At 33.9% G+C, this 20292-nt stretch carries 16 protein-coding genes; 11 read left to right on the forward strand and 5 right to left on the reverse strand.

The genetic code is table 11. The annotated features are described in order from the left end of the window. Positions 1-584: 584 nt before the first annotated feature. On the reverse strand, positions 585-1664 hold the full coding sequence (locus tag ACN1CN_RS21245; RefSeq protein WP_419137481.1) for a pentapeptide repeat-containing protein: 1080 nt from the start codon (positions 1662-1664) through the stop codon (positions 585-587). 221 nt (positions 1665-1885) lie between these two features. Here ACN1CN_RS21245 and ACN1CN_RS21250 point away from each other — a divergent pair, with 221 nt between their 5' ends. The 7 genes from ACN1CN_RS21250 (at position 1886) to ACN1CN_RS21280 (ending at position 9426) form a co-directional block, all read left to right on the forward strand. Beyond that, on the forward strand, positions 1886-2332 hold the full coding sequence (locus ACN1CN_RS21250; RefSeq protein ID WP_419137483.1) for a hypothetical protein: 447 nt from the start codon (positions 1886-1888) through the stop codon (positions 2330-2332). Positions 2333-2371: 39 nt separating this feature from the next. Beyond that, on the forward strand, positions 2372-3121 hold the full coding sequence (locus tag ACN1CN_RS21255; protein WP_419137484.1) for a LytR/AlgR family response regulator transcription factor: 750 nt from the start codon (positions 2372-2374) through the stop codon (positions 3119-3121). After that, positions 3121-5052, forward strand: coding sequence for a sensor histidine kinase (locus ACN1CN_RS21260; RefSeq protein ID WP_419137486.1), 1932 nt, complete (start codon positions 3121-3123; stop codon positions 5050-5052). Before ACN1CN_RS21255 ends, ACN1CN_RS21260 begins: the two co-directional genes overlap by 1 nt. Positions 5053-5274: 222 nt before the next feature. Next, positions 5275-6546 carry a hypothetical protein gene (locus ACN1CN_RS21265; protein ID WP_419137488.1) on the forward strand — a complete coding sequence of 424 codons (1272 nt, stop codon included), beginning with the start codon at positions 5275-5277 and terminating at the stop codon, positions 6544-6546. A gap of 18 nt (positions 6547-6564) precedes the next feature. Further along, positions 6565-8031, forward strand: coding sequence for a tetratricopeptide repeat protein (locus ACN1CN_RS21270; RefSeq protein WP_419137490.1), 1467 nt, complete (start codon positions 6565-6567; stop codon positions 8029-8031). After that, positions 8018-8581, forward strand: coding sequence for a hypothetical protein (locus ACN1CN_RS21275; protein ID WP_419137492.1), 564 nt, complete (start codon positions 8018-8020; stop codon positions 8579-8581). Before ACN1CN_RS21270 ends, ACN1CN_RS21275 begins: the two co-directional genes overlap by 14 nt. Before the next feature lie 32 nt (positions 8582-8613). Next, positions 8614-9426: a hypothetical protein gene (locus ACN1CN_RS21280; protein WP_419137493.1), complete on the forward strand. Its 813-nt coding sequence runs from the start codon at positions 8614-8616 to the stop codon at positions 9424-9426. Positions 9427-9564: 138 nt separating this feature from the next. Here ACN1CN_RS21280 and ACN1CN_RS21285 read toward each other — a convergent pair whose 3' ends face one another. Continuing rightward, positions 9565-9939: a secretion protein gene (locus ACN1CN_RS21285; protein WP_419137495.1), complete on the reverse strand. Its 375-nt coding sequence runs from the start codon at positions 9937-9939 to the stop codon at positions 9565-9567. Positions 9940-10544: 605 nt separating this feature from the next. Between ACN1CN_RS21285 and ACN1CN_RS21290 the strand changes: the two genes are divergently transcribed. Beyond that, positions 10545-11567, forward strand: a complete 1023-nt coding sequence (locus ACN1CN_RS21290; RefSeq protein WP_419137496.1) for an META domain-containing protein — start codon at positions 10545-10547, stop codon at positions 11565-11567. A gap of 94 nt (positions 11568-11661) precedes the next feature. On the opposite strand, the gene ACN1CN_RS21295 is transcribed toward ACN1CN_RS21290, so the two are convergent. Then, entirely contained in the window at positions 11662-14376 is a 2715-nt protein-coding gene (locus ACN1CN_RS21295; protein WP_419137498.1) for a S8 family serine peptidase, read from the reverse strand. A 581-nt stretch (positions 14377-14957) separates the two neighbouring features. Between ACN1CN_RS21295 and ACN1CN_RS21300 the strand changes: the two genes are divergently transcribed. Then, on the forward strand, positions 14958-15779 hold the full coding sequence (locus ACN1CN_RS21300; RefSeq protein ID WP_291287100.1) for a M57 family metalloprotease: 822 nt from the start codon (positions 14958-14960) through the stop codon (positions 15777-15779). Between the two features lie 345 nt (positions 15780-16124). Here ACN1CN_RS21300 and ACN1CN_RS21305 read toward each other — a convergent pair whose 3' ends face one another. Further along, positions 16125-17489: a DUF5458 family protein gene (locus ACN1CN_RS21305; protein WP_264524468.1), complete on the reverse strand. Its 1365-nt coding sequence runs from the start codon at positions 17487-17489 to the stop codon at positions 16125-16127. Positions 17490-17491: 2 nt separating this feature from the next. After that, positions 17492-17947, reverse strand: a complete 456-nt coding sequence (locus ACN1CN_RS21310; protein ID WP_319800536.1) for a hypothetical protein — start codon at positions 17945-17947, stop codon at positions 17492-17494. Positions 17948-18105: 158 nt separating this feature from the next. Between ACN1CN_RS21310 and ACN1CN_RS21315 the strand changes: the two genes are divergently transcribed. Together ACN1CN_RS21315 and ACN1CN_RS21320 are read left to right on the forward strand one after the other, a co-directional pair. Next, positions 18106-18525 carry a GPW/gp25 family protein gene (locus tag ACN1CN_RS21315; protein WP_264524467.1) on the forward strand — a complete coding sequence of 140 codons (420 nt, stop codon included), beginning with the start codon at positions 18106-18108 and terminating at the stop codon, positions 18523-18525. Positions 18526-18534: 9 nt separating this feature from the next. Beyond that, on the forward strand, positions 18535-20292 hold the full coding sequence (locus ACN1CN_RS21320) for a hypothetical protein (protein WP_419137501.1): 1758 nt from the start codon (positions 18535-18537) through the stop codon (positions 20290-20292).

Here is a 20292-nt window from a genome sequence, read left to right on the forward strand (position 1 = left end):
GGTTAAAAAATGGACCGCGGATGGTACAGATTCGCTATGCGAAAACGCGGATTGAAACGGATTTTTTTTTGTTTGTTCTTTATTTTATACACTTGGCTGATCTTCTGTTTTAAAATAGATCGCGGATGGTGCTGATTCGCTATGCGAAAACGCAGATTAAAGCGGATTTTTTCTGTTTGTTCTTTATTTTAGGTTGTATTCTTTGAGTAATCTTTTGCTTACCGTAAACTGCGTTAGGGATGGCAGCGGTATCCTTTTGCGATATCTTAATCTTCTAATGATCTCCGAAAACTTTTATCGCAAAAGATTTAGCGGATAGCCCGACCCGTAGGGGAACGCCCAAAATGTTTTTTTTAATGTGTTTAAAATTAAAGGAATACAACTAAATTGTTTTTATTCGCTAGGTTTTGGTAGACGAATAACCAGGGGCAATTTAGTTGTATCTGATTTCAGGAGGTATTAGTTGATGCTATTTGTAAAGAAGTAAAGTATGAGCTTGCTTAGCGCCAGGTAAAAGGTTATTATAAGTGCTATCATTGGTTTGTTGTTTTTTTGGTTTAATAATGTGGTGATGATCCTGAGAATTACGGCAATAATGTAATACCAGTCAAGTCAGCTTTACCGCTTTTTAGGAATTCATAGGTGATCTTATCTGTCTGACAGTTTGTGAATTGGATACGTTTCAGGTTGCTGTTCTTAAAAAAAGTATTGGTAAGTATTGAATTTTGGAATGTTACTTTTTTGAACTCACAGTTTTCAAAATGGCAATCCTCTAAGGTTCCTTCGAAGATGATCTCTTCAAATTGCATTTCAGTAAAGGATGTGTGGTTCCATAATGCATTTTCGACACGATTGTTTGCGAAAACTCCGGATTTGAATTCTGCCTCAGTAAAATTGGTATCTGAGAAATCACAGCCTTTGATGTGGCTTTTTATAAATTGAGTTTCGTTTAGCAAGCAATTCCTGAATATATTTTTGTTTAAACTGGAATTTTGAATTTGAGCATTGCTTATATCTGAACCTGAAAAATTACAGTTATCAAGATGATTGTTTTTTAGAAAATTAGCGCCAATGAAATTCGCACCGGAGAAGTCGCAATCTTTAATATGGTTTCTGGAAAATTCGGTTGCTTCTAAAGAGCAGTTATTGAATAAATTGTGCGTTAAGTTTGAGCTTTGGATGTTACTGTGGCTAAGGTTGGAATTTGTGAAGTCACAGTCCTTTACATTGTTGTTTTTTAGAATAAGATCTGATATGTCCGATCCGATAAATAAGCAACGCTGCATATTGGAGAAACCGAACTTTTCGTTTAGATTTTTTAATCCCGAAAAGTCAGCGTCTGTCCAGTTTGCATATGACATATCCCAGCTAATTTTTTTCTTTGGCTTTGTTGCGGGTAATTCATCAGGTTGTTTTGTCATTGGTTCAACGGCTGTCGTTTTAGTAGTTTCGGATTGAAAATTTTCAGAGAAATAGTTCAGATCAACACCCAGAATTTCTGCCAGACGATTAAAAGTGGTAATGTCGGGCATCGACTCTCCGCGTTCCCACTTTCCAACAGCTTGTGAACTGATAAATAATTGCTCGGCAAGCTGTGCCTGAGACAAGTTTGTTTTTTTTCGTGCTACAGCAATTTTATTGCCTATCATTTTAGTATTTAACATGGTATTGTTTTTTTTATTTTTAGATCTTACAAAGGTATTTGGATGTGTTTCCAGAATCAAAAAAAAACGAAAACTTATAGTTGTATTTAGGCTACATTTGGTAGCTATTTAACAACTAACGGTGGTATACACGAATTCTTACTGTTGGAACCGCTAAAATGAGGGCTACGGACTTGCATAGAAGTAAAATAGTATATATTCGCATTATAAAATTTATTTCAATGAACAACCGATTCTTTAGCAATGTGGTACTATTAACAGGTGTATTATTCCTTATAAGTTTGGCTACTATAGCGCAGGGATACTGGGCTTTGTGGGACTATAAAACTCAACCGTCTTCTTCCTGTTTGGAGTGTGATATTTTTTTAGACTTACTGTTTTCTTCGATACTACCTGTATTTTTAATTGCGATTAGTCATGTTTTCTTGTTTAAGTTTTCATCAAAAAAGATTTTTAGGATACTAATTACAGCTTTGATTCTCCTATCTTCATGGTGGATAATAGATACCGAAATTTTTATAGAAAGAGAAGCATCATGGAGTACTTACACGAATGTTTGGGAAGTTGGTTTCAGATTGGCTGTTATTCCAATTTTAGTCGTAGGAGCATTGTTTCTTTTTCTGTTTGATTTGTTGGTTGAAAAAATTTCGTTTAGGAGGAAATCTTAAGTAGTAGAATCTAATTTTATTAAAATTGTTGTTTCATATATGGACAAAATAAAAACAGTAATTATTGAAGATGAACCTGCGATAAGAAAAGAATTGCAATGGTTGGTTTCACAAGAAGAGTCTCTAAAGCTCGAAGCAATGGCAGGCTCGGTAGAAGAGTCATTGCAAATCATAAAAGAGGTGAAACCAGACTTGGTGTTGATGGATATTCAGCTGTCAGACGGTACCGCTTTCGATATATTGAATCAGTTGGAAGAGCCCTCTTTTTCTATCATTTTTATTACAGCTTACAATCATTTTGCGATAAAAGCCATTAAGTACGGAGCATTGGATTATTTACTAAAACCAATAGATGAGAGTGAATTTTCAACCGCAATACAGAAACTTAAGAAAGTTAAACGCACTGATTATTTGAGTCAGATTAATGTTGTAAAAGAGTACAGCTCCGTAAAAACTATTGAAATGAGTTCCAGTATTTGTATCACTTCTGTGGACTGCATGCAGATCGTGCGGCTGGATGAAATTATATACCTGTCAGGCGAGGGATCTTACACACAATTTCATTTGGGTGATAAGAAAAAGATAACCGCTTCTAAACCTTTAAAATACTTCGAAGATATTCTACCGGATCATTTTTTCATTAAGACACACCAATCTTATATTGTGAATAAAAATTTTATTGATAAATACATGAAAACGGGTGTAATCATTATGAAAAATTTGGCCGAAGTTCCCGTGGCGACCCGCAGAAAAGATTTTGTTATGGATCACCTAAATCCTTTGAGATAATGAACAAAATTGTACTTTTTTTGTTGCTGTTATTAATTTCCTGTCAGCAGAAACCGGAACATTCACTCCTCAATTCGGAAAAATTAGTAGAAAAATTACAGCTGACCAGTGATAGTCTGGATAAAGATCCAGAAATAGATAAACTTGCTTTTTGGATTGGTAAACTCAAACAAAAAGATTTTTCAAAGTCGACCTCAAGTTTGGCTTTTATACATTACAATCTTGCTAAGGGCTTAGCAAAGACTGATATCGATAGTGCTAAAAAACACATCAATATAGCTTTGACTTTGATTGAAAAAGAAAAAGAGTTTAATGATCTTAAATTTACTATTTACAACGGAGCTGGTTTGCTGTCAGAACTTGATGGGAAATTTTATCAGTCCGTATATTATTTCAATAAGTCAGCTGCCATCATAATGAATGATGATTCGCTGCAAAGCAAACCGTTGGCAAAAGTGATCTGTTTGCTGAATGCTGCTCAGGACAATAATAAAATTAGCCAGTACCCAAAGTCTGTAGAGCAAAATCAGCTTGCTTTGCGAATTCTAAAAAAACTCCCTGATGCTAATTATAAGTACAATTTCAGGGCCTATTCGCAGTTATTTACAGCTTGCGAAGAGAGTAAAGTTTATAAGGCAGATTCGCTTCTTTTTTACCTCCAAAAGCTGAAACATATTGCATTGGAAACGAATGATCCGATGCAAATTAGATTTGCGAATGAGCATACGGCACATTACTATACATTGAGTGATCGGTACAAGGACGCGATTCATTACTATGACTTTGTAAAACAGTATGATGCGGAAATCTTGCTGGCAGACCCGGAGAAACCTGTTGCAGTAAAAAATCTGTATACTACTTTATCCAATCTTATTGATTTAAATGTTCTAACCAAACAATTTGCACAAGCCGAAGACTTAATTAAACAGGCAGATAAAATTGAGGAGCAGCATTTTCATATTCTATCTTTTTATGAATTATGTCTTAATAAACAGGCCAAAATGCATTATTACTTTGCTAAGGGAGATAGTACTAAAGCACAAAATCTGGCCAATCAGGTATTGGAACTGAAAGATACTATCCTGAAAAATTCAGGTATTCAGGCTACAGAAGAGATGGCTACTATTTATCAGCTGCAGGCCAAAGACAGATCGATTTACGGACTTAACCGAACTATTGATCATGCGACGGATCGCCTGGAACGTAATAAACTGCTGTTGTTTATTGTTGGATTATTGGCACTATTAGCGATTTCATGGGTGTTTTTGCTTTATTTTTTCCAGAGACAAAAAAGACAAAAGCAGGAAAAGGAGAAAATTTTGTTGCAGCAGCAATTGCTCCGAACACAAATGGAACCTCATTTTATTTTCAATACTTTGTCGGCGCTGCAAAGTTTTATCAGATTTGATGAAAAAGAGAAATCAATCAAATACTTAAGTCAATTTAGCAGATTACTCCGAAGCAGTTTAGAATTGAGCCGTAAAAATTACGTTTCTCTTGATCAGGAGATTGAAGCCTTGGAAAATTATCTGAGTTTACAACAAATGCGTTTCGAGTATACGTTTACCTATGAAATACTGTTGGCGGATATGGATACTTCTGCGGTATTAATCCCACCGATGCTTATTCAGCCTTTTGTCGAAAATGCAATTATACATGGTATTGGGAATCATTCTGATAAAGGAAATATAGTGTTGGAAATTGAATTGGAAAAAGATCAGTTACTGGTAAAAATTACGGACAATGGAAAAGGATATCAAAATACATCAAACACAGAAGCTGAGCATCAGTCTTTATCGGGTACTATAGCCAAAGAGCGTTTGGATATTCTGGCCAGAGAAAATAAAATAAAAACAAGTATAGAAATTAGTTCTAGCGAAAATGGTACCGTGATATTACTAACACTTCCTGTCAAAAACAAAAGATATTAGTGCGGATTTAAAAGGGATCAGTACGCATAACTGATTTTTGTAACCGAATTTATATCCGTTTAAATTGATATGCTTTTATTTTTCACATTTGTGTGGAAAACAGGAAGTAGAATGAAATGATTGTAAAACCTGGATTTACACATACAGGTAAATTTGAAAATGGAAAAGTGATTTTGAAAAAGGCAGATACACAAGATTATATCGTTTATAAAAATGGAAAGATTGAGAAAAATAATTAAGAGAAATGTAATCGGTATTGCATTGTGTTTGCTGGTATTGCCGGCCTGTTCAAAAAAGGTACTGACGTATAATCCGGAACCGGAGACTGAACTTTATGCAATCGACCATAAGGAGGAGGTGAGCTTAGTTTTTTTTGATCATAACCAAGATGGCTTAGAAAAGCACTTGAATTTGCATAAAAGATTTGCTGAAGCTTTTGATACTATTCAGGAGGTGCATGTGGTTCATGTCAATCAGAATCGTGTAATTGAATTCAAGAATTATGGTTATTACTATTTTAATAATAATGACAATGGTTCTAAATCCGGGATGATACTGTCTAATGGTGTTGATGAGCCCGTCGTGGTGACCGATCCGGATAAATATATCAAGGCATACGAATCTTATTTCGGAGTTCCATTTGATGATAAAGTGTACTACGGCGCACTAAGAAAAGCGGAGATAGCGGTACGTCAGAAAGAATCACAGGAAATATTGAAAGCAAAATTTAAAATTGACGCAAACTATGCAGATCGTTTGATAAAATACGCTAACATTTCCTATTACCCCAGAAAAGTAGCCTCTTTAACCTGCTCTAATGGGAAAGTAAGGGCAAACATCTTTGAAGGGAATACGAGTAACAAAAAGAGTATTATGCAGGAAGAGAGCCTGTACGATCAAAAAGGACTGCTGAAAAAGTATTCCACTTTTATGAATGAAGCCTTATTTTCGGAAGATGTTTATTATAGAAATGCAACTGGTTTAATTGACAGTATTGCACGGAAGGATCAAAAAGGATTGAAAAGCAAAAGTGTTTTTAAGTATGCAAAAGATCATTTTAATGTCATTTCTGTGGATGAGAAAAATACAATGGTTTCAAAAGTGTATCATTTAAACGACAAATTTCAGTGTATCAATATTGAAACCCTAAACGAGAGTGGAGATGTCGTTTTAACTACTTCTTTAAAGTATGATGACTTCGGACGAACTATTGAGGAAACCTCCGGAAATCAGACGATAAAATACGAGTATAAAAATCAAAAAGAAGATTTTTATTCCACAATGAAAATCTATAACAACACAGACCATACATTGGTTAGTGAAAATATAAGAAACGAAGAACAAGACAAGATCATTTTTACATCCAAAAATAAAGACAAGATCCTTTCAAAAACCATCTCATTTACTGATTCCAGAGGCTGTACTAAAAAAGTTAATATCTATAATATGGACAATAAACTGATCAATGTATATGAATATTTTTATGAGAATTAATAAAATAAACTTTTGATTTTGAACACTAATAATTTGCCGAAAAAACAATTCATAAAGAGGAGAGTTTTATGTTTTTCGTTATTTATACTCTTTACCCTAAAAGGTTTAGGACAAGAAAAAGTTCAGAAAGAAATCAATTACATTCGAAGCATTCGTAGAGAACCGGATAAAATTACAGTAGAATTAGGCAATAATCCGCAATTATGCTATCTACAGGTAAAAAACAATATCAATTATACTAAAAGTGATGCATTACTAAAGGAAAATGAGCAAGAAGGGTATTTTGATTACGAAAGTTTGTTTGAGATAGAAATTGAAAAGATAAGTGGCAATATAAGATCGATAAAACCATTGAGTAAAAGCGAGAGTTCAAAGTTTGGAGCTCTTAAACCTAATTTTTCAGGTGCTGTTGCCGCAGTTTCAACAAGTGAATTACCTGAAAAAAAATATACTAAAGCACTGGAGCTTTTTAACAAAAAACAATACGAAGCTTCAATTTCTGTAATCAATGAAGCAATTGTGATTAATACTCAAAATCCTGACTATCATAGGTTAAAAGCATTGTGTTTAGGCAACTTGATGCAATACAAACAGTCTTCAGATGAAGCGAAGTTTGCACTTACAATGGATAGCGGCAATGCGGAATTGTACGAAGTAATAGCGAACAATTATTATTTTTTAAAAGATTATGCAAATGCGGTTCAGAACTTTGAAAAAGCAATTCAATATGAAAGAGAAAACATCACGAGGATTTACCACAACTACATACGATGTTTGATCGAAATTCCTAATCCGCAAAGAGCTATAGAAGTTTATAAGCTTTATCAATATCGAACAGATAATTTAACCCGATATGCAGATGACTTAGGAAATTTTGAAAGCGATTTAGAATTTTATAGCGGACAAGCTTACCAGCAGCTAAAGGACTGGCAAAATGCTCTTGATATTTACGACAGATTGATTGTGATGTATCCTGATGTTTATGGATATCGTGCCCAAAGAGGAAGGCTTTTTCAGGAGAAGGGAGATTTTTTGGACTCAATTAATGATTTTACATCAGCATTAAAACTCGATCCAAAAGAAAGTATTTTATTGATTAACCTTGCACAAACATATCAGGAAATTAAGGAGTACAAAAAGGCCGAAGCGGCTTATAAGGAGTATTTGGATAAAAATAAAGGGGATAGTGTACAAATCAGTAACTATGGCTACCTTTTGCTGGATCAGGGACATTACCAGGATGCACAGGCAAAGTTTGAAGTGTCTTTTAAAATTGATAAAAAAAACATTGATACACATATAGGACTCATACTTACAGCTTATTTGATTGGAGATACGAAGAAAAAGAATTTATTTATTGCGGATGCAAAATCACAATTTCCGGAAATCCCAATTAGCCCGACAACATTAAATTCATTAATACAAACGGGGAATTATTACTATTCTGAAAAAATTATAACCATCTGGAAAAATGCGATTAATTAAGCCTGTTGTTGTATTGAAGTACGTAGTATTGTTTGTCGCATTTTCTAATATGTGTTATGCGGGAGGACTTTCTGCCTGGGAGGATGCTACTCCTTATGGCAATAAACTTTATTATGATGGAGGAAGTGAGCGGCTCGTAGAATTAACTCTTAAAGAGAAGGAGGTGTGGTTTAAAGAATTTTATTTCTACAAAAACTATACGGTTGCAAAAGGGGATGCTGCTTTTTATATCATTGATGAAAAAAAGGATAGGATAGAAGTCTTCCACAACAAACAGGACTTTGAGAAAGCCTTAAAAGAAAAAGAACTAAACCCTTTTTTTATCGTTCGCTGGTACGACGATAATTATGGAAGTGATAAATTCTGGATTCCTTTTTCATTGGTTTTATTTCCGTTTCCTTTTTTAATGCCAATCCTTTGGCTGATCTGCTTAATAAACTTGTTTCGGCAATCAGATAAAATGGTTTTTTTGAAAAAAATAATAGTCTTTGGCTATCCGCTAATTGGAGTGTTGGTATGGATAGTTTACAATGTTCCGCAAAGTTTTTAAAATAGTAATTCGTGTTTTTTACCTCTTAATTTATGAATTTAAGATATTTCATTTTTGTAGTAGTGTTGCTTGTTTCCTGTAAAGAACCTGGAAAAAGTAAATCAATCTTATTAAGATCAGGCACAATCAAAAATTCGCAGCAGAAGAAGAATTTAAATACTGCCGAAGAATCAAAAACTGCGAAATACAGCAAAATTATCGAAGTGGGATACTATGAAAAATTAGAAGGCCTTTCTCATTTCCAACTGGACAGTATTGAAGAAGCTGATTATAATAAGATTGCAGCGAAAAAAACTTTTGAAACTACAGAAATTGAGAGACAAAATGATTTTTTTTACATCCAGGGAGCAAAACAAAAGTTTGAATTTAAAAAATATAAAGATTATAAAGGAGAATTAAGCTGGAGTGGTTATGAGTATCTTGGACATTGCGCTGTTTTAAATTTAGTGGCCCTACAAGAGTCCAGTACTGCCGATTATCTGGGATTTTCGGAAATGCAATTGTTAGATAGTTCCAACGATGTACTGTTTAAAATCATTTCTTTGGGCGATGCAAGCGTTTCAGTTCCGGAGCTTTCACCGGATCGTAAGTTTATGGTCTATTTTCAAAATCCGGAATATGAATCAAAAAATCAGGCTATAGTAATTTTGAAAGTGAATGATAAAACCGATCCGACGAAGTTCTTAGCAGAGTATAAAAGCTGTCTTTCAGAAAGTGATCATTCAATAGAGGAGATTAAATGGAAAAGCAATACTGTAATTTACATAAAAGCGTATCGATCGTCCGGGTTTGATTCAAACGGAAAAGAGATGAGAGCTTATTTTTATTATAAAGCCGAGATTTAAGAAATCGAACCCCGAGCGGGTAAAATAGCCTAAAACCAGTAGTAATACCTAGCGGGTTTATATAAAAAAAAACAGCTCATGGAGCTGCTCTTATTCAACTCAAAATAGAGTCGTCCTTTGATTGTGGGGGCAAAAAGGTTAATCTTGTAAAGAAAGGCTCTCACTTACAGCTTTGGCTGTTATTTTTTTTGCTGTAACTTCGATTTTGTGCGTCATCACCTTACCATTTTCTATTATCTCTAAAAAATAAAAATCAGACGAACTGCCTTCTAAACTTATTGTTGTTGATATTTCTAATTTGTTTGTTTCAGACTCTCTGGAGTAAATTAAATTTCGATTTTCATCATAAATATTGAAAGATGAACTTTCGGCAGCATCCAGCGTAAAGTTTATTACTTTTTGATCTCCGGTCGCTATAGTCAAAGTGTAATCGCGTGTACTTTCATCAGCATAAGTATAAATTGACGACAATAATAAGTCACCAATAAATACTGTTTTACTAAATTGTGTCATTCTTTAATCGTTTGATAGTCAAATAAAATTGAGGCGCAAAATTAGAAAATTAATTAAGTTTTATTCAAAAAAATCCTATTTTTATATTGGTAAATTGCTGAATTATAGATATTTTGGTGTTTTTATTAAATTATAGGGTAAAAACGCAACTGTTCGAGTTTCTTTTTATACTTCTTATAAAAAAAGAAATTGATTGTCAGTTTATTAGCATTAAAAATTTTGTACTTTTAATATAGAATTCGCTCTTTCGAAAATTTTCGATCCAAAAAAGCATCTAAAAATATTCCGGATCGATCATTTTTAAATCAAATATGAAAGTATTGGCAGTGTCATGAAACTTACAACAGCCGAAGTTGCATTGCAATTGTAGCAGAAAAAAGAAAGCCAGAGTATGGAGTAACTAGTCGGTTTGCAGTATAGTTAGTAGTTGCGTAGCCCTAAAAAGAAGGATGTAACAGCTAAAAACTCCCGTAAAATAAGGCTTTTCCGGAGGTATAAAAAAAAGTTAAAAACAAACTGCTTTGTTCAAATGGCACAGTTAATGCTAACCAAGGAAATATAGTATAATCAGAATACTTAATGAAGTATTACAAAATTTAAAAAGAATGAGAAGATTTAAAGGTATGTATGTTTTTATGATCGTGTTATTATCATCAATTACATATGGTCAGGAGAATTTAAGAATGTTTGTAAGAGAGAATAAAGTACCATGTCAGGGTGTTGCTCCAATGGAATGTTTACAGGTAAAGTATGACAATGACAAAGACTGGCAGTTTTTTTATAATCATATTGAAGGTTTCAATTTTGAACAAGGAAACCGATATGAGCTTATGGTGACCAGAACAAAAAGACAGGGTGTTGTTCCTGCCGATGCTTCTTTGTACGAATACAAACTGAAAAGTATTATTTCGAAAACGGCAGTAAAAGAGCAGAAAGGGATTTACAATACAAAAATGATCTTGACCCAGTTGAATGGAAAAAAGATAAATAATGGTAAAGCATTTATCACGATAAACCTGGAAACAGGTACAATCAGCGGTAAAAACGGCTGCAATAACTTTAATGTAAAATATACAAAGCTTGCTGCAAAAAATCAGATCAAAACCGATGCTCCTTTTGGAACTTTAATGGCTTGTGACGACAAGAGCATGAAATTAGAGCATGAATTTAGCGAGGCAATAAAAGATAAAAAGTTTAAAATTGTAAAGAAAAACAATAAAGTACAGTTTAAAAACTTAAAGAACAAGACTGTTATGGAGTTTGCCATTCCAACTCAAAATGAACTTTGGAGTTTTATTGGTAAGAACAACTGGAAATTAATTATGCTTGAAAATGTAGGGATGGATTATGGCCGTGCTTCTATTAAATTTGATACAGCAAAAAAACAAGTGAGTGGAAATACAGGTTGCAACAATTTTGGAGGAACTTACGAAAGCAAAGGAGACCGTGTTGTTTTTAATAATGTAAGAACTACTGCAATGGCATGTATTGGTGAAGAAGGGAATAAAACAGAGCAAAAGGTAGTATCTTATTTAAACAGTAAAGAGCTGCGTTTTGATGTAGCAGATCAGACACTGAATTTTTATTTGAATGGCAAATTGGTAATGATGTTTGGAGTTACAAAGTAAAACTTTCACTGCCTATAAGAATAAACAAGCCTGACGAGTATCGTCAGGCTTGTTTGTTTATAGACGTATCGTCACTTAAAGATCCGATAAGAGCTTAAAATACGGCAATTTTTCCTGATTGTATTTCGCCTGAGCTTGTAATTATTTTATAGAGATAAATTCCTGTGGCAATATTTTTCAGCGTAACGGTATTGGTTTTAGAAAGTAAAGGGAAAGTATTAGTCATTTGCCCGCTGACATTATACAAGTAGAAAGTGGCGCTTCCCTCTTTTTTGGCTTCAATACTTAAGTCTTCATTTTTGTTTAGTAAGGTAGGGTGTATCAAAAATAAAGCATCCCCTAAATAATTGGCATCAACGATTAAAGAACTTATTACCGTATTGTTGGCCAGAATAAGCTTTATTTTATATTTGTTTCGTCCCTTTGTCGGAGCGGGATCTAAAAATGAAAATGTTTTTGAACTAATATCATTTGTTGTACTAATAACCGTTTCGGCATCGTCGGTTATTTTGACCAGTTCAATTCTTTTGATATTGTATAAGCTAAAAAGGCTGGTATTAATTTTTATTTTATCCTCCTCATAAACTTCTGCCAAAGCAAACTCAAAATAGCAATTTGAGTTTTGGGCATACTGTAATGTCGACTCGCTTTTTATTCCCTCATTAGTGTCAAATACAGGAACAACTGTATAAATTTTCCCGTCCGTATAGGCGTAAGTTGCGTTTGTGGTTTGTTGTTTAAATTCGTAACCATTGTTGGTCAGTTGATAGATGTTAAAGGATGTAACAGCAGCAGGCTGGTCCCAATTAATCTCAGTGGTACCGTCGCAGACTAAACTGGAACGGATGTTTAAATCGTATGAAATCGTAAAGCTATCAGAGATATAATCAGTAGTACCAATGGTCATCTTTAATTTTGCTCTTGAAAATTTTTGCTCTTTTGGAGTATAAGTAAACTGCTCATTGTTTAAAGGGATATCATTTGCAATAATTTCCCAGGTTTGCCCATTGTTGTAACTAATAGATAATTGCCCGGAGGTACCGGAAAAGGACGAATTCCATTTGAAAGGAGAAATAATCCGGCCATCATAAGGGAAATTATCATTTTGAATGGGGTAGTTCCATTCAAATCGATTTTGAAGTTCGTACTCGTAAGCGATGCTGTATTCCTGAGAGGCATTCGAAACATAGGAACCCATAACATTGATCGTATAGGATACGGATGCGGGATTTTCAATTGTCACCTGTTCGATGGTATTTATTTTATCTTTTCCTCTTACGGCTTGCTGCTGAGGGGTATCAGGATTAAGAATCCAGGGCAAGATAGTAGTGTTGTCAGCCGAAACGACTTCCAGGTCTAAATCGTTTACCAGACTTATGTTACTGTTTATCGCGGCAGGCAAATCATTCCACACTAACGTAATTTTTAAGTTTTTTGCATTTGCCGGTAAGGCAATAGTGTGTGAAGTTTTCTGGCCGGATGTGAGATTACCGGATAGGATTCTATTTTCACTGATTGTTTTTAAACTTTTGTCCGCATTGATATTACCATAACCATAAGTAAAATCGGGACCCGGATTGCCTAAATCTTTTGCACTATTAATTAAAATTGCCTTTGTCAGGGCATTACTCAAAGGGGTATTGTATGTCGCTTGATAATGCTGTTTCATAAGTGTGATAATCCCTGTGGCCAAGGCTGTCGAATTTGAAGTTCCCTGCATGCTATAGGCTACCAGCTCTGGTTTTATACGGCCGTCATAGGCCGGACCTTTTGAAGAAAAAGGCATAACTACTCCGTTTTGGTCAATACACCCCACTACAATACTGTTTTTGGATTGCTTGAAATTACCAGTAATCGATTTGTATCCCTGAAGGCCTATATTTCCTGAGGAAAAACAGTGGGTCAAATTGGTATTGGAGTACAATTGAGCGTCATAAGCATTGGCGAGTGCCCCATAAAAATTCTCAATCACGGTACCGTAGGAATGATTTTGAGTGGTGGCACCCTGTAAATTGGCTACTTCATCGGGAAAGATATTCGATAAGTCAGAGGAGTGTATTTTAGACTTTGGAGCAACTCCTTTTCCTAACACAGAACTATTTCCTGATCCCGAAGTTATAGTTGCCATTGCGGTGGAATGGACGGTTACAGTAGTGGATTGCCCCGTAGAAGGAATGAGTTTGTTTAATAAATCAACATCATTTACATCAAAAAGGTCGTCTTTGATGGCTACAATCTGATTTTCGCCTGTTAGAAGAGGAAAATTAATATTGGCTTTATTGATAGAATTGATCGTAAAGTTTTGATCTACTATTTTAGATTCGGTTTTTGGCTGCAGTGATTCCTGCGAAACCGAAGTTACACTGCTCAAATTGATAATGGCATCTATGATTTTTTTGGAATCACTTTTTAGAACTACAAGATGGTTATTGAGTATTTTGACGTCAGAAATGTTTATTGATTTCAGATCGGCAATTAAGGTTTTGAGGGTATCTGTTGCGATGATATACGGCTTGTCTGCTGTATGATTTGAAAAGTCAGCCGGTAGTTTCCATAAATTATTAACCGGACTAATGTTGTTTAATACCCGATTAGATTTTGAGGTTTTATTTTCAACAATGCAAAAAGTGTCGTCCAGTTTTTTTACAATCTTGTACTGAAAGCGGCGTGCATTTTCTAAAGAGGTAAGATAGTATGGCTCCAATTTTCTTTCATTTTCCTTTTTTATGTAGTGTTTCCATTTTTCGGGACTTTGTGCAAGACTAATTGTCGTAATCAAAAAAAGGAGGAAAATAATTGGTGTCTTCATTTACTATAGGGGTTAGGGCAGTTATAAGCATTTACTCCAATTGACATAAAAAATACGCTTGCAGCGGTTGATTGCTTCTAAATTTAGATGATGCAACGGAGAAATTTATGTTTAATGATTTCTAATTGAAATCTTTATCAATTGTGAGAAAATCAAAGTTATTAAAATATTTGTAAAAAAAATACGAGTTTTTATTTCCTACAGTATCTTCAAAATGGTTACGTCTACTATTCTCATTTTAGTTTCCATATTCTATTTTAAATGTGGTGTAAAATTGCAAATTCACATTTTAGCAAGAGTAACCTAAAATTGAATATTAAAAACGTATTTTTATAGATAACATTCTGATTTGTATTTAATTATTGGTTTTGCTGGGCTCAGCGCAATAATCAGATAATTATGATTAAAAATTCTTAAATTAATTTCATAACAAAAACTGTTAAAATTGTTAAATTACTGTTTTATAAGTATTTTAATATAAAAAATATTTAAGTTTGGAGATAAATAGTATTAATATTTTGTAAAGATCCCCACATTACCAAACTTTTTTAACAACCAAAAAAAACCTGTTTATGAAAAAAATGAAATCAATTTTAGCCTTGTCATTTATGGCGCTAATGGTGTTGTCTTGTAACAAAGATGATCAAGCTGATCAACCAAAAGACGGATCTCTTCAAGTAACACAAGAGGTGTTGAATAAAATTAGTGCACTTGCGCTAAATAATAAGGATGTTCAAGTGATTAAAAACACGAAGTTAGATGGTACCACTGAGGATGCGTTCCTTATTGAAGGTGATATCATTATGACGGAAGAACAATTAAATAAAATGAATATTCATGGAGGTATTACCACAGAACAATACCGCACTACTAATTTAGTATCTACTCCAAAAACGATTAAAATTGTTGGATTATCCGGGACTGGAACAACAGCTTTAAGCACAAATATGCGTGCTGGATTGCAAGCGGCAGTAAACAGATACAATAGCTTAGGACTGTCTATCAACTTTACACTAACTTTTAGTTCAAGTACTACAGGTGCAAACATTGTAGTAAGAAGACAATCCGGAGGTGCCGGTGGAGTAGCTGGTTTCCCTTCAGGAGGGAATCCTTTTAACTCTGTTACATTGTATTCTGGATTAGATACTTATTCAGTTAATGTAAATGCGCACGTAGCTGCACACGAAATTGGACACTGTATTGGTTTACGCCATACAGATTACTTCAGCCGTCAAAGCTGTGGTCAAAATTCAAACGAAGGAGCAGCTGGTGTTGGAGCAATTCATATCCCGGGAACACCTACAGGATATGACTCAACATCTTACATGAGAGCATGTTTCAGTTCAAATGAAACTGGAGCTTTCAATGCTAACGATGTTACAGCTCTTAACTATTTATACTAGAATTTAACTAAGGGCTCTCTTTACAAAATAACAGAGGCTGTTTCATCATTTGAAACAGCCTCTTTTTTATTGGAAACTGTTTTAAAATCATTTATCGTTTTTTAATTAGTAATTGGGTTAATGTAGTACATGGTATTAAGAGTTGATTCAAAAGATGCGCTTAGGGATATTTTATCCGCTGATAACAATGTTTAAATTACTTTAGTCTTTAATAGTTTGTTTTTTTATTGTTAATTAAATGATGCTTAATTAAAACTGATGCACCAAAGTATTTTTTAGAAGAGACCAAAAAAAACCTCAAAAAGATTTTAAACTTTTTGAGGCTTATACTAATTCAGGATGCGATTAAACTTGTTTGTAATCGCTATGCCATACTGCTTCTTCCGGACCATCTCCTTTGTGTCCATCTAATTGAATTACAAAGCTTTTAGCAGGGAAATAAGGTGTAATGTGAATGTCCAGTAAAATTCTGTCCTTTTGAGTTTTATCCTGCTCAATTTTCATTACCGTAAACTTCTCGATAAGATTAGCAGGTCCTTTAATTCCATCTAAAAATTTAATGATTTGGCTTCTTAAGTCAGCTTCAGTTCTGGTTGTCCAGTTTTCAAAGGCTCTTCTGTTTAAGAAATCAAAAAGTACTTTTGTAATGTGGTCAAATACTCTAACCACTGAATACGTTTGTAAACCTAAGTTATCTCCGTTGAATAAAGTTTTAGCAGAGAAAGCCATAATTTTGCTGTACTCATTTACCATAGGAACTAATCCCATTTTTTCAATTTCAGAGATTTCGCTTTTCTTCAAGTCAAAACGAACGCTTTCTACTTCATTCAAACCTCCAAACTTTTTACCGGCAACAACCTGAGACATTAAAGTTTTGTAGATTTTACCTGCTAATGATGTGGATGGCGGTACATATAAGTTGTCTTCTTCTCCAACTTCATCATATTTACTTCTTCCAAGCAAATAGTTACAAGTCATGATCGTATTTGATTTGTATACATCACCTCCGGTATGGTTGGCATTAAAGAAAATATCGATAACATCATCCGGTGTTTCAAGATCCTGGAAGTCAGTTAATAGTACTGTCTTGTTCTCGTGTGCGATTTTAGACCATTTGTCTAATACTGCATTTGAACCTAAATAACCTGGTACTGAAAGGATAGAGTAGTTTTTTCTCAAGTCTAATCTGTCAAAATTTTGTTTTAATTCGTTTGAAACATAATCAATAAACAAACTATTGTCAAGATCTTTTAATTGAGAGATGTCTGCATTAACGATCGTAACATTTTTGATTTTGTCACTTTCTGCATTTTTATAAAATAAAGCAACACTTCTATAAGATGTTTCTAATTCTCTTGAAACATTTAAAGCGTATTTTAAATTTTTGTTTAAAGTTGAATCTGCTGATGTCGCTTTAGCATTAGCTACTTCGATCATAGATTCTACTGATTGATTGCTTTTTAGCAAATCCAGCCACAAATCCAGTCTGTTGGTAAGAGTTGTTCTCTCACTTTCCCATTGTGCATCGTTAAGAAAAATATTTTTTCTGGCTTTTCTGGTAGGGTTTAGATTTGATAATCCGTCAATTACGTTTTCTAAAAAGGCAAAACCGCCGTATTCATTTAATAAATTTATTTTACTGCCTTGTTCCTGAACCAATTGTTCTACTGAAGAACCATGACTTTTTTGTTCTTTGGTTTGAGTTGCCATATTTATTGTTTGTTGGTGTTAATTTCGTTCTTCGCGTTTTCAAGTAATTCGATTATAGCCTCTTTAACAGCTGGGTCCTGAATAGCTTTTATTAAACCTCTGTTGCTCGAAAGTTGGCGTACAATTTTATAAGCCTGTTCTTTTTCGGTATTTAGTTTATTTAAAAAAGGACTATTCTCTTTAATCGATTTGGCTCCAAAATCTCCCAGGTTTTGAAATACCATGGATTCATTTAAATCTGAACCTTCTTCCGTAGAAAATTCAAAATCTACACTCGGTTTGTACTTTTCAAAAACAGCTTCTACCGTCTGCAAATCATACACAGCTTCCGGTCCAACCGGTTGCTCATTTGTAAGTTTTTGAATTAGTAATGTTCTGTTTGAAGGAATTTCTAAAATAGATTCATTGGCGTCAATCTTTACTTCATTGCCACCAATACCATAATTGAACATGCTCATAATTTAATAGGATTATTAGTTAAGTGTGTAAAACTAGTAAAAAAAAACTTTAAATTATTATTGATTTGTAAGTATTTTATTTGGATTTTTGTCGTATCCTGCCGGGGTTTTTGTAATGTTATAAAATTATCATAATTCAATTAAATTTGTGTTAAAAAATGAAATATCTGAAATATCCCGTTAATTTTAAGTCGTTATTAAGAGGCTCTCAAGAAAATTTTTGTAAGATTGAAGAATCAATTGCGTACAACATTATGATGATCATTACGACCTCTTTTGGAGAGATACCAGAGACGCCGGGATACGGGACTATTATTTGGGATTTAGAATTTAATCAACATATAAAAAAAAGAGATTGGGAAGATTTGGTACGAAAATCATTGCAGGAATCGATTACCGAATTTGAAAAAAGACTATTGCTAAGTGAAATTACGATTTCTTTAGATGAGATTGATGATAAGGAGTTAGCCTCAAGCATCAGGAGAAAAGCGAATATAGTTGTAAAAGGTTCGATTATAGAAAGCTTAGTTCCGTTTAATTTTCATACTAAATTGAATATCAGCCCAATTTCTCAATAATACCACAATATGAAAGACGTTAAGTTTGTTGAAATAAAAAATAGAATACAGAAAAAGTGTTTAGAAATCTGGGGTATTGAGGACATCAACATGGCAGATCCTCTGGTAATGATGTTGTTAGACGTTTTTGTCCATGAACTTTATTACCTGCATCACGAAGGAGTTGAATCCGACAACAAAATTATTGAGCGCATTGCTCAGGAGATTGTACCAAGTCAGTGGAATCTGCCGATGCCTGCACATACTCTGGCCAGTACAAGTGTCACTAATGGTATTGTCCTCTTAAACGACGATACCGAATTTGTTGTAAAATCGAATATGGTAACCAGTGTCGATGCTGATATTCATTTTACTCCATTTGCAAACGAAAGTGTCATTGAAGGCGAAATTAGCTTTCAATTGCACGACTCTTTTTTAATTGACTCTTCAAAACATGTGAAGCATTTACCTGCGCCGCACAGAATTTCAGATCATCGTATTTGGATTGGACTGGATGCTTCCAAAGAGAATCTGGAGAAACTTAATTCACTGAAATTTACTTTTATAACGGAAGATTCGTCTTTAGATTCTTTTCTGCAATTTATCGTAGTAAAGGACACTTTAGGAAATACTCTTGAAATTGAAAGAGAAACTTTTGATGAAGTTCAGGACAACAAACATTATACAGAAACGATAAAATCATTCTATAAAAACTTTATTTACAGATTAAAGCTGAACCCCGAAAATTTGGTCTACGAATCGATAGTAGATAAGTTTAAAATTGAAAAAGAAAGCCTGAAGTCGGGTAAAAAGAATACAGGACTAATTTGGCTGGAATTTATATTTCCTGAAATTTTCTCTAAAGCAGAGCTGGATAAAATTCAGATCAAAATAAATACTTTTCCGGTTATCAATCGAAAGTTAAACAACAGAGTACACAATGCCAAGCTAGAGGGACGACTTTTTGCAATGAAAGCCGAGAGTAATACCCATTTTTTGGATGTGGCCAGAATTTTTAACGAAAAAAATGTTGAATTCACCAACGGTATAAAACAACCGAATCATCTTAGTTCTAATGTATTCACTATTTTTTATGGCGGATTGGAGAATTATGATTCACGAACCGCAAAGTTTTTCCTTAAAAAATTAGCCCGGGCACTTAGAGAAGATATTAGTTCTTTCTCGAATATTAATGCCGATTATATTGATGCTACGATGACCCGAATTAATGAGGAAATTAATTCAATTGAAAGCAAAATTAATAGCAGTTACAACAAGGTTAGCGAAGAGGAAGTATATGCTTTGATTCACGAAACCGATAAATCTAAAATTCTGTATTGCTCGTACTGGACTTCAAATGGGCAGTTGGCCAACAACTTAAAAAAAGGAACTATTTTAAAACAAACCGCTTTGTCTGAATTGGTTCAGGATGCTACTGTTTTTGAAACAAGTTCGGTTGGAGGAATTTACAGAAACAACAAAGCAGAAAAACTAATCAATTTGAGATACGGCTTTCTGTCTAAAGAAAGATTAGTAACCAAACAAGACATAAAATCGGCAGTACACTACCATTTAAGAAATATCACCAAAGAGGTATTTATTAAAGATGGAGTTGGTATTAGCGATCAAAGAAAAAAAGGCTTATTCAGAACTATTGATATAGAAGTTGTTTTACAGGATAAGTATGCTATGCAGATCGAAAACAAGCAGAAAATTGGGTTGTTTTTAAAAGAGACCTTAGAAAAACAGTCTGTTATGAACATTCCATTTCAAATTACAATTAACTAA

The organism is Flavobacterium sp. T12S277 (assembly GCF_048514875.1).
In the GTDB taxonomy this organism is placed as follows: Bacteria; Bacteroidota; Bacteroidia; order Flavobacteriales; family Flavobacteriaceae; genus Flavobacterium.

Coding starts and splice junctions, on each gene's coding strand:
- ACN1CN_RS21245 (WP_419137481.1), bottom strand. CDS start 1,664: ATGTTAAATACTAAAATGATAGGCAATAAAATTGCTGTAGCACGAAAA.
- ACN1CN_RS21315 (WP_264524467.1), top strand. CDS start 18,106: ATGAAATATCTGAAATATCCCGTTAATTTTAAGTCGTTATTAAGAGGC.
- ACN1CN_RS21250 (WP_419137483.1), top strand. CDS start 1,886: ATGAACAACCGATTCTTTAGCAATGTGGTACTATTAACAGGTGTATTA.
- ACN1CN_RS21305 (WP_264524468.1), bottom strand. CDS start 17,489: ATGGCAACTCAAACCAAAGAACAAAAAAGTCATGGTTCTTCAGTAGAA.
- ACN1CN_RS21295 (WP_419137498.1), bottom strand. CDS start 14,376: ATGAAGACACCAATTATTTTCCTCCTTTTTTTGATTACGACAATTAGT.
- ACN1CN_RS21320 (WP_419137501.1), top strand. CDS start 18,535: ATGAAAGACGTTAAGTTTGTTGAAATAAAAAATAGAATACAGAAAAAG.
- ACN1CN_RS21310 (WP_319800536.1), bottom strand. CDS start 17,947: ATGAGCATGTTCAATTATGGTATTGGTGGCAATGAAGTAAAGATTGAC.
- ACN1CN_RS21255 (WP_419137484.1), top strand. CDS start 2,372: ATGGACAAAATAAAAACAGTAATTATTGAAGATGAACCTGCGATAAGA.
- ACN1CN_RS21280 (WP_419137493.1), top strand. CDS start 8,614: ATGAATTTAAGATATTTCATTTTTGTAGTAGTGTTGCTTGTTTCCTGT.
- ACN1CN_RS21285 (WP_419137495.1), bottom strand. CDS start 9,939: ATGACACAATTTAGTAAAACAGTATTTATTGGTGACTTATTATTGTCG.
- ACN1CN_RS21290 (WP_419137496.1), top strand. CDS start 10,545: ATGAGAAGATTTAAAGGTATGTATGTTTTTATGATCGTGTTATTATCA.
- ACN1CN_RS21275 (WP_419137492.1), top strand. CDS start 8,018: ATGCGATTAATTAAGCCTGTTGTTGTATTGAAGTACGTAGTATTGTTT.
- ACN1CN_RS21260 (WP_419137486.1), top strand. CDS start 3,121: ATGAACAAAATTGTACTTTTTTTGTTGCTGTTATTAATTTCCTGTCAG.
- ACN1CN_RS21300 (WP_291287100.1), top strand. CDS start 14,958: ATGAAATCAATTTTAGCCTTGTCATTTATGGCGCTAATGGTGTTGTCT.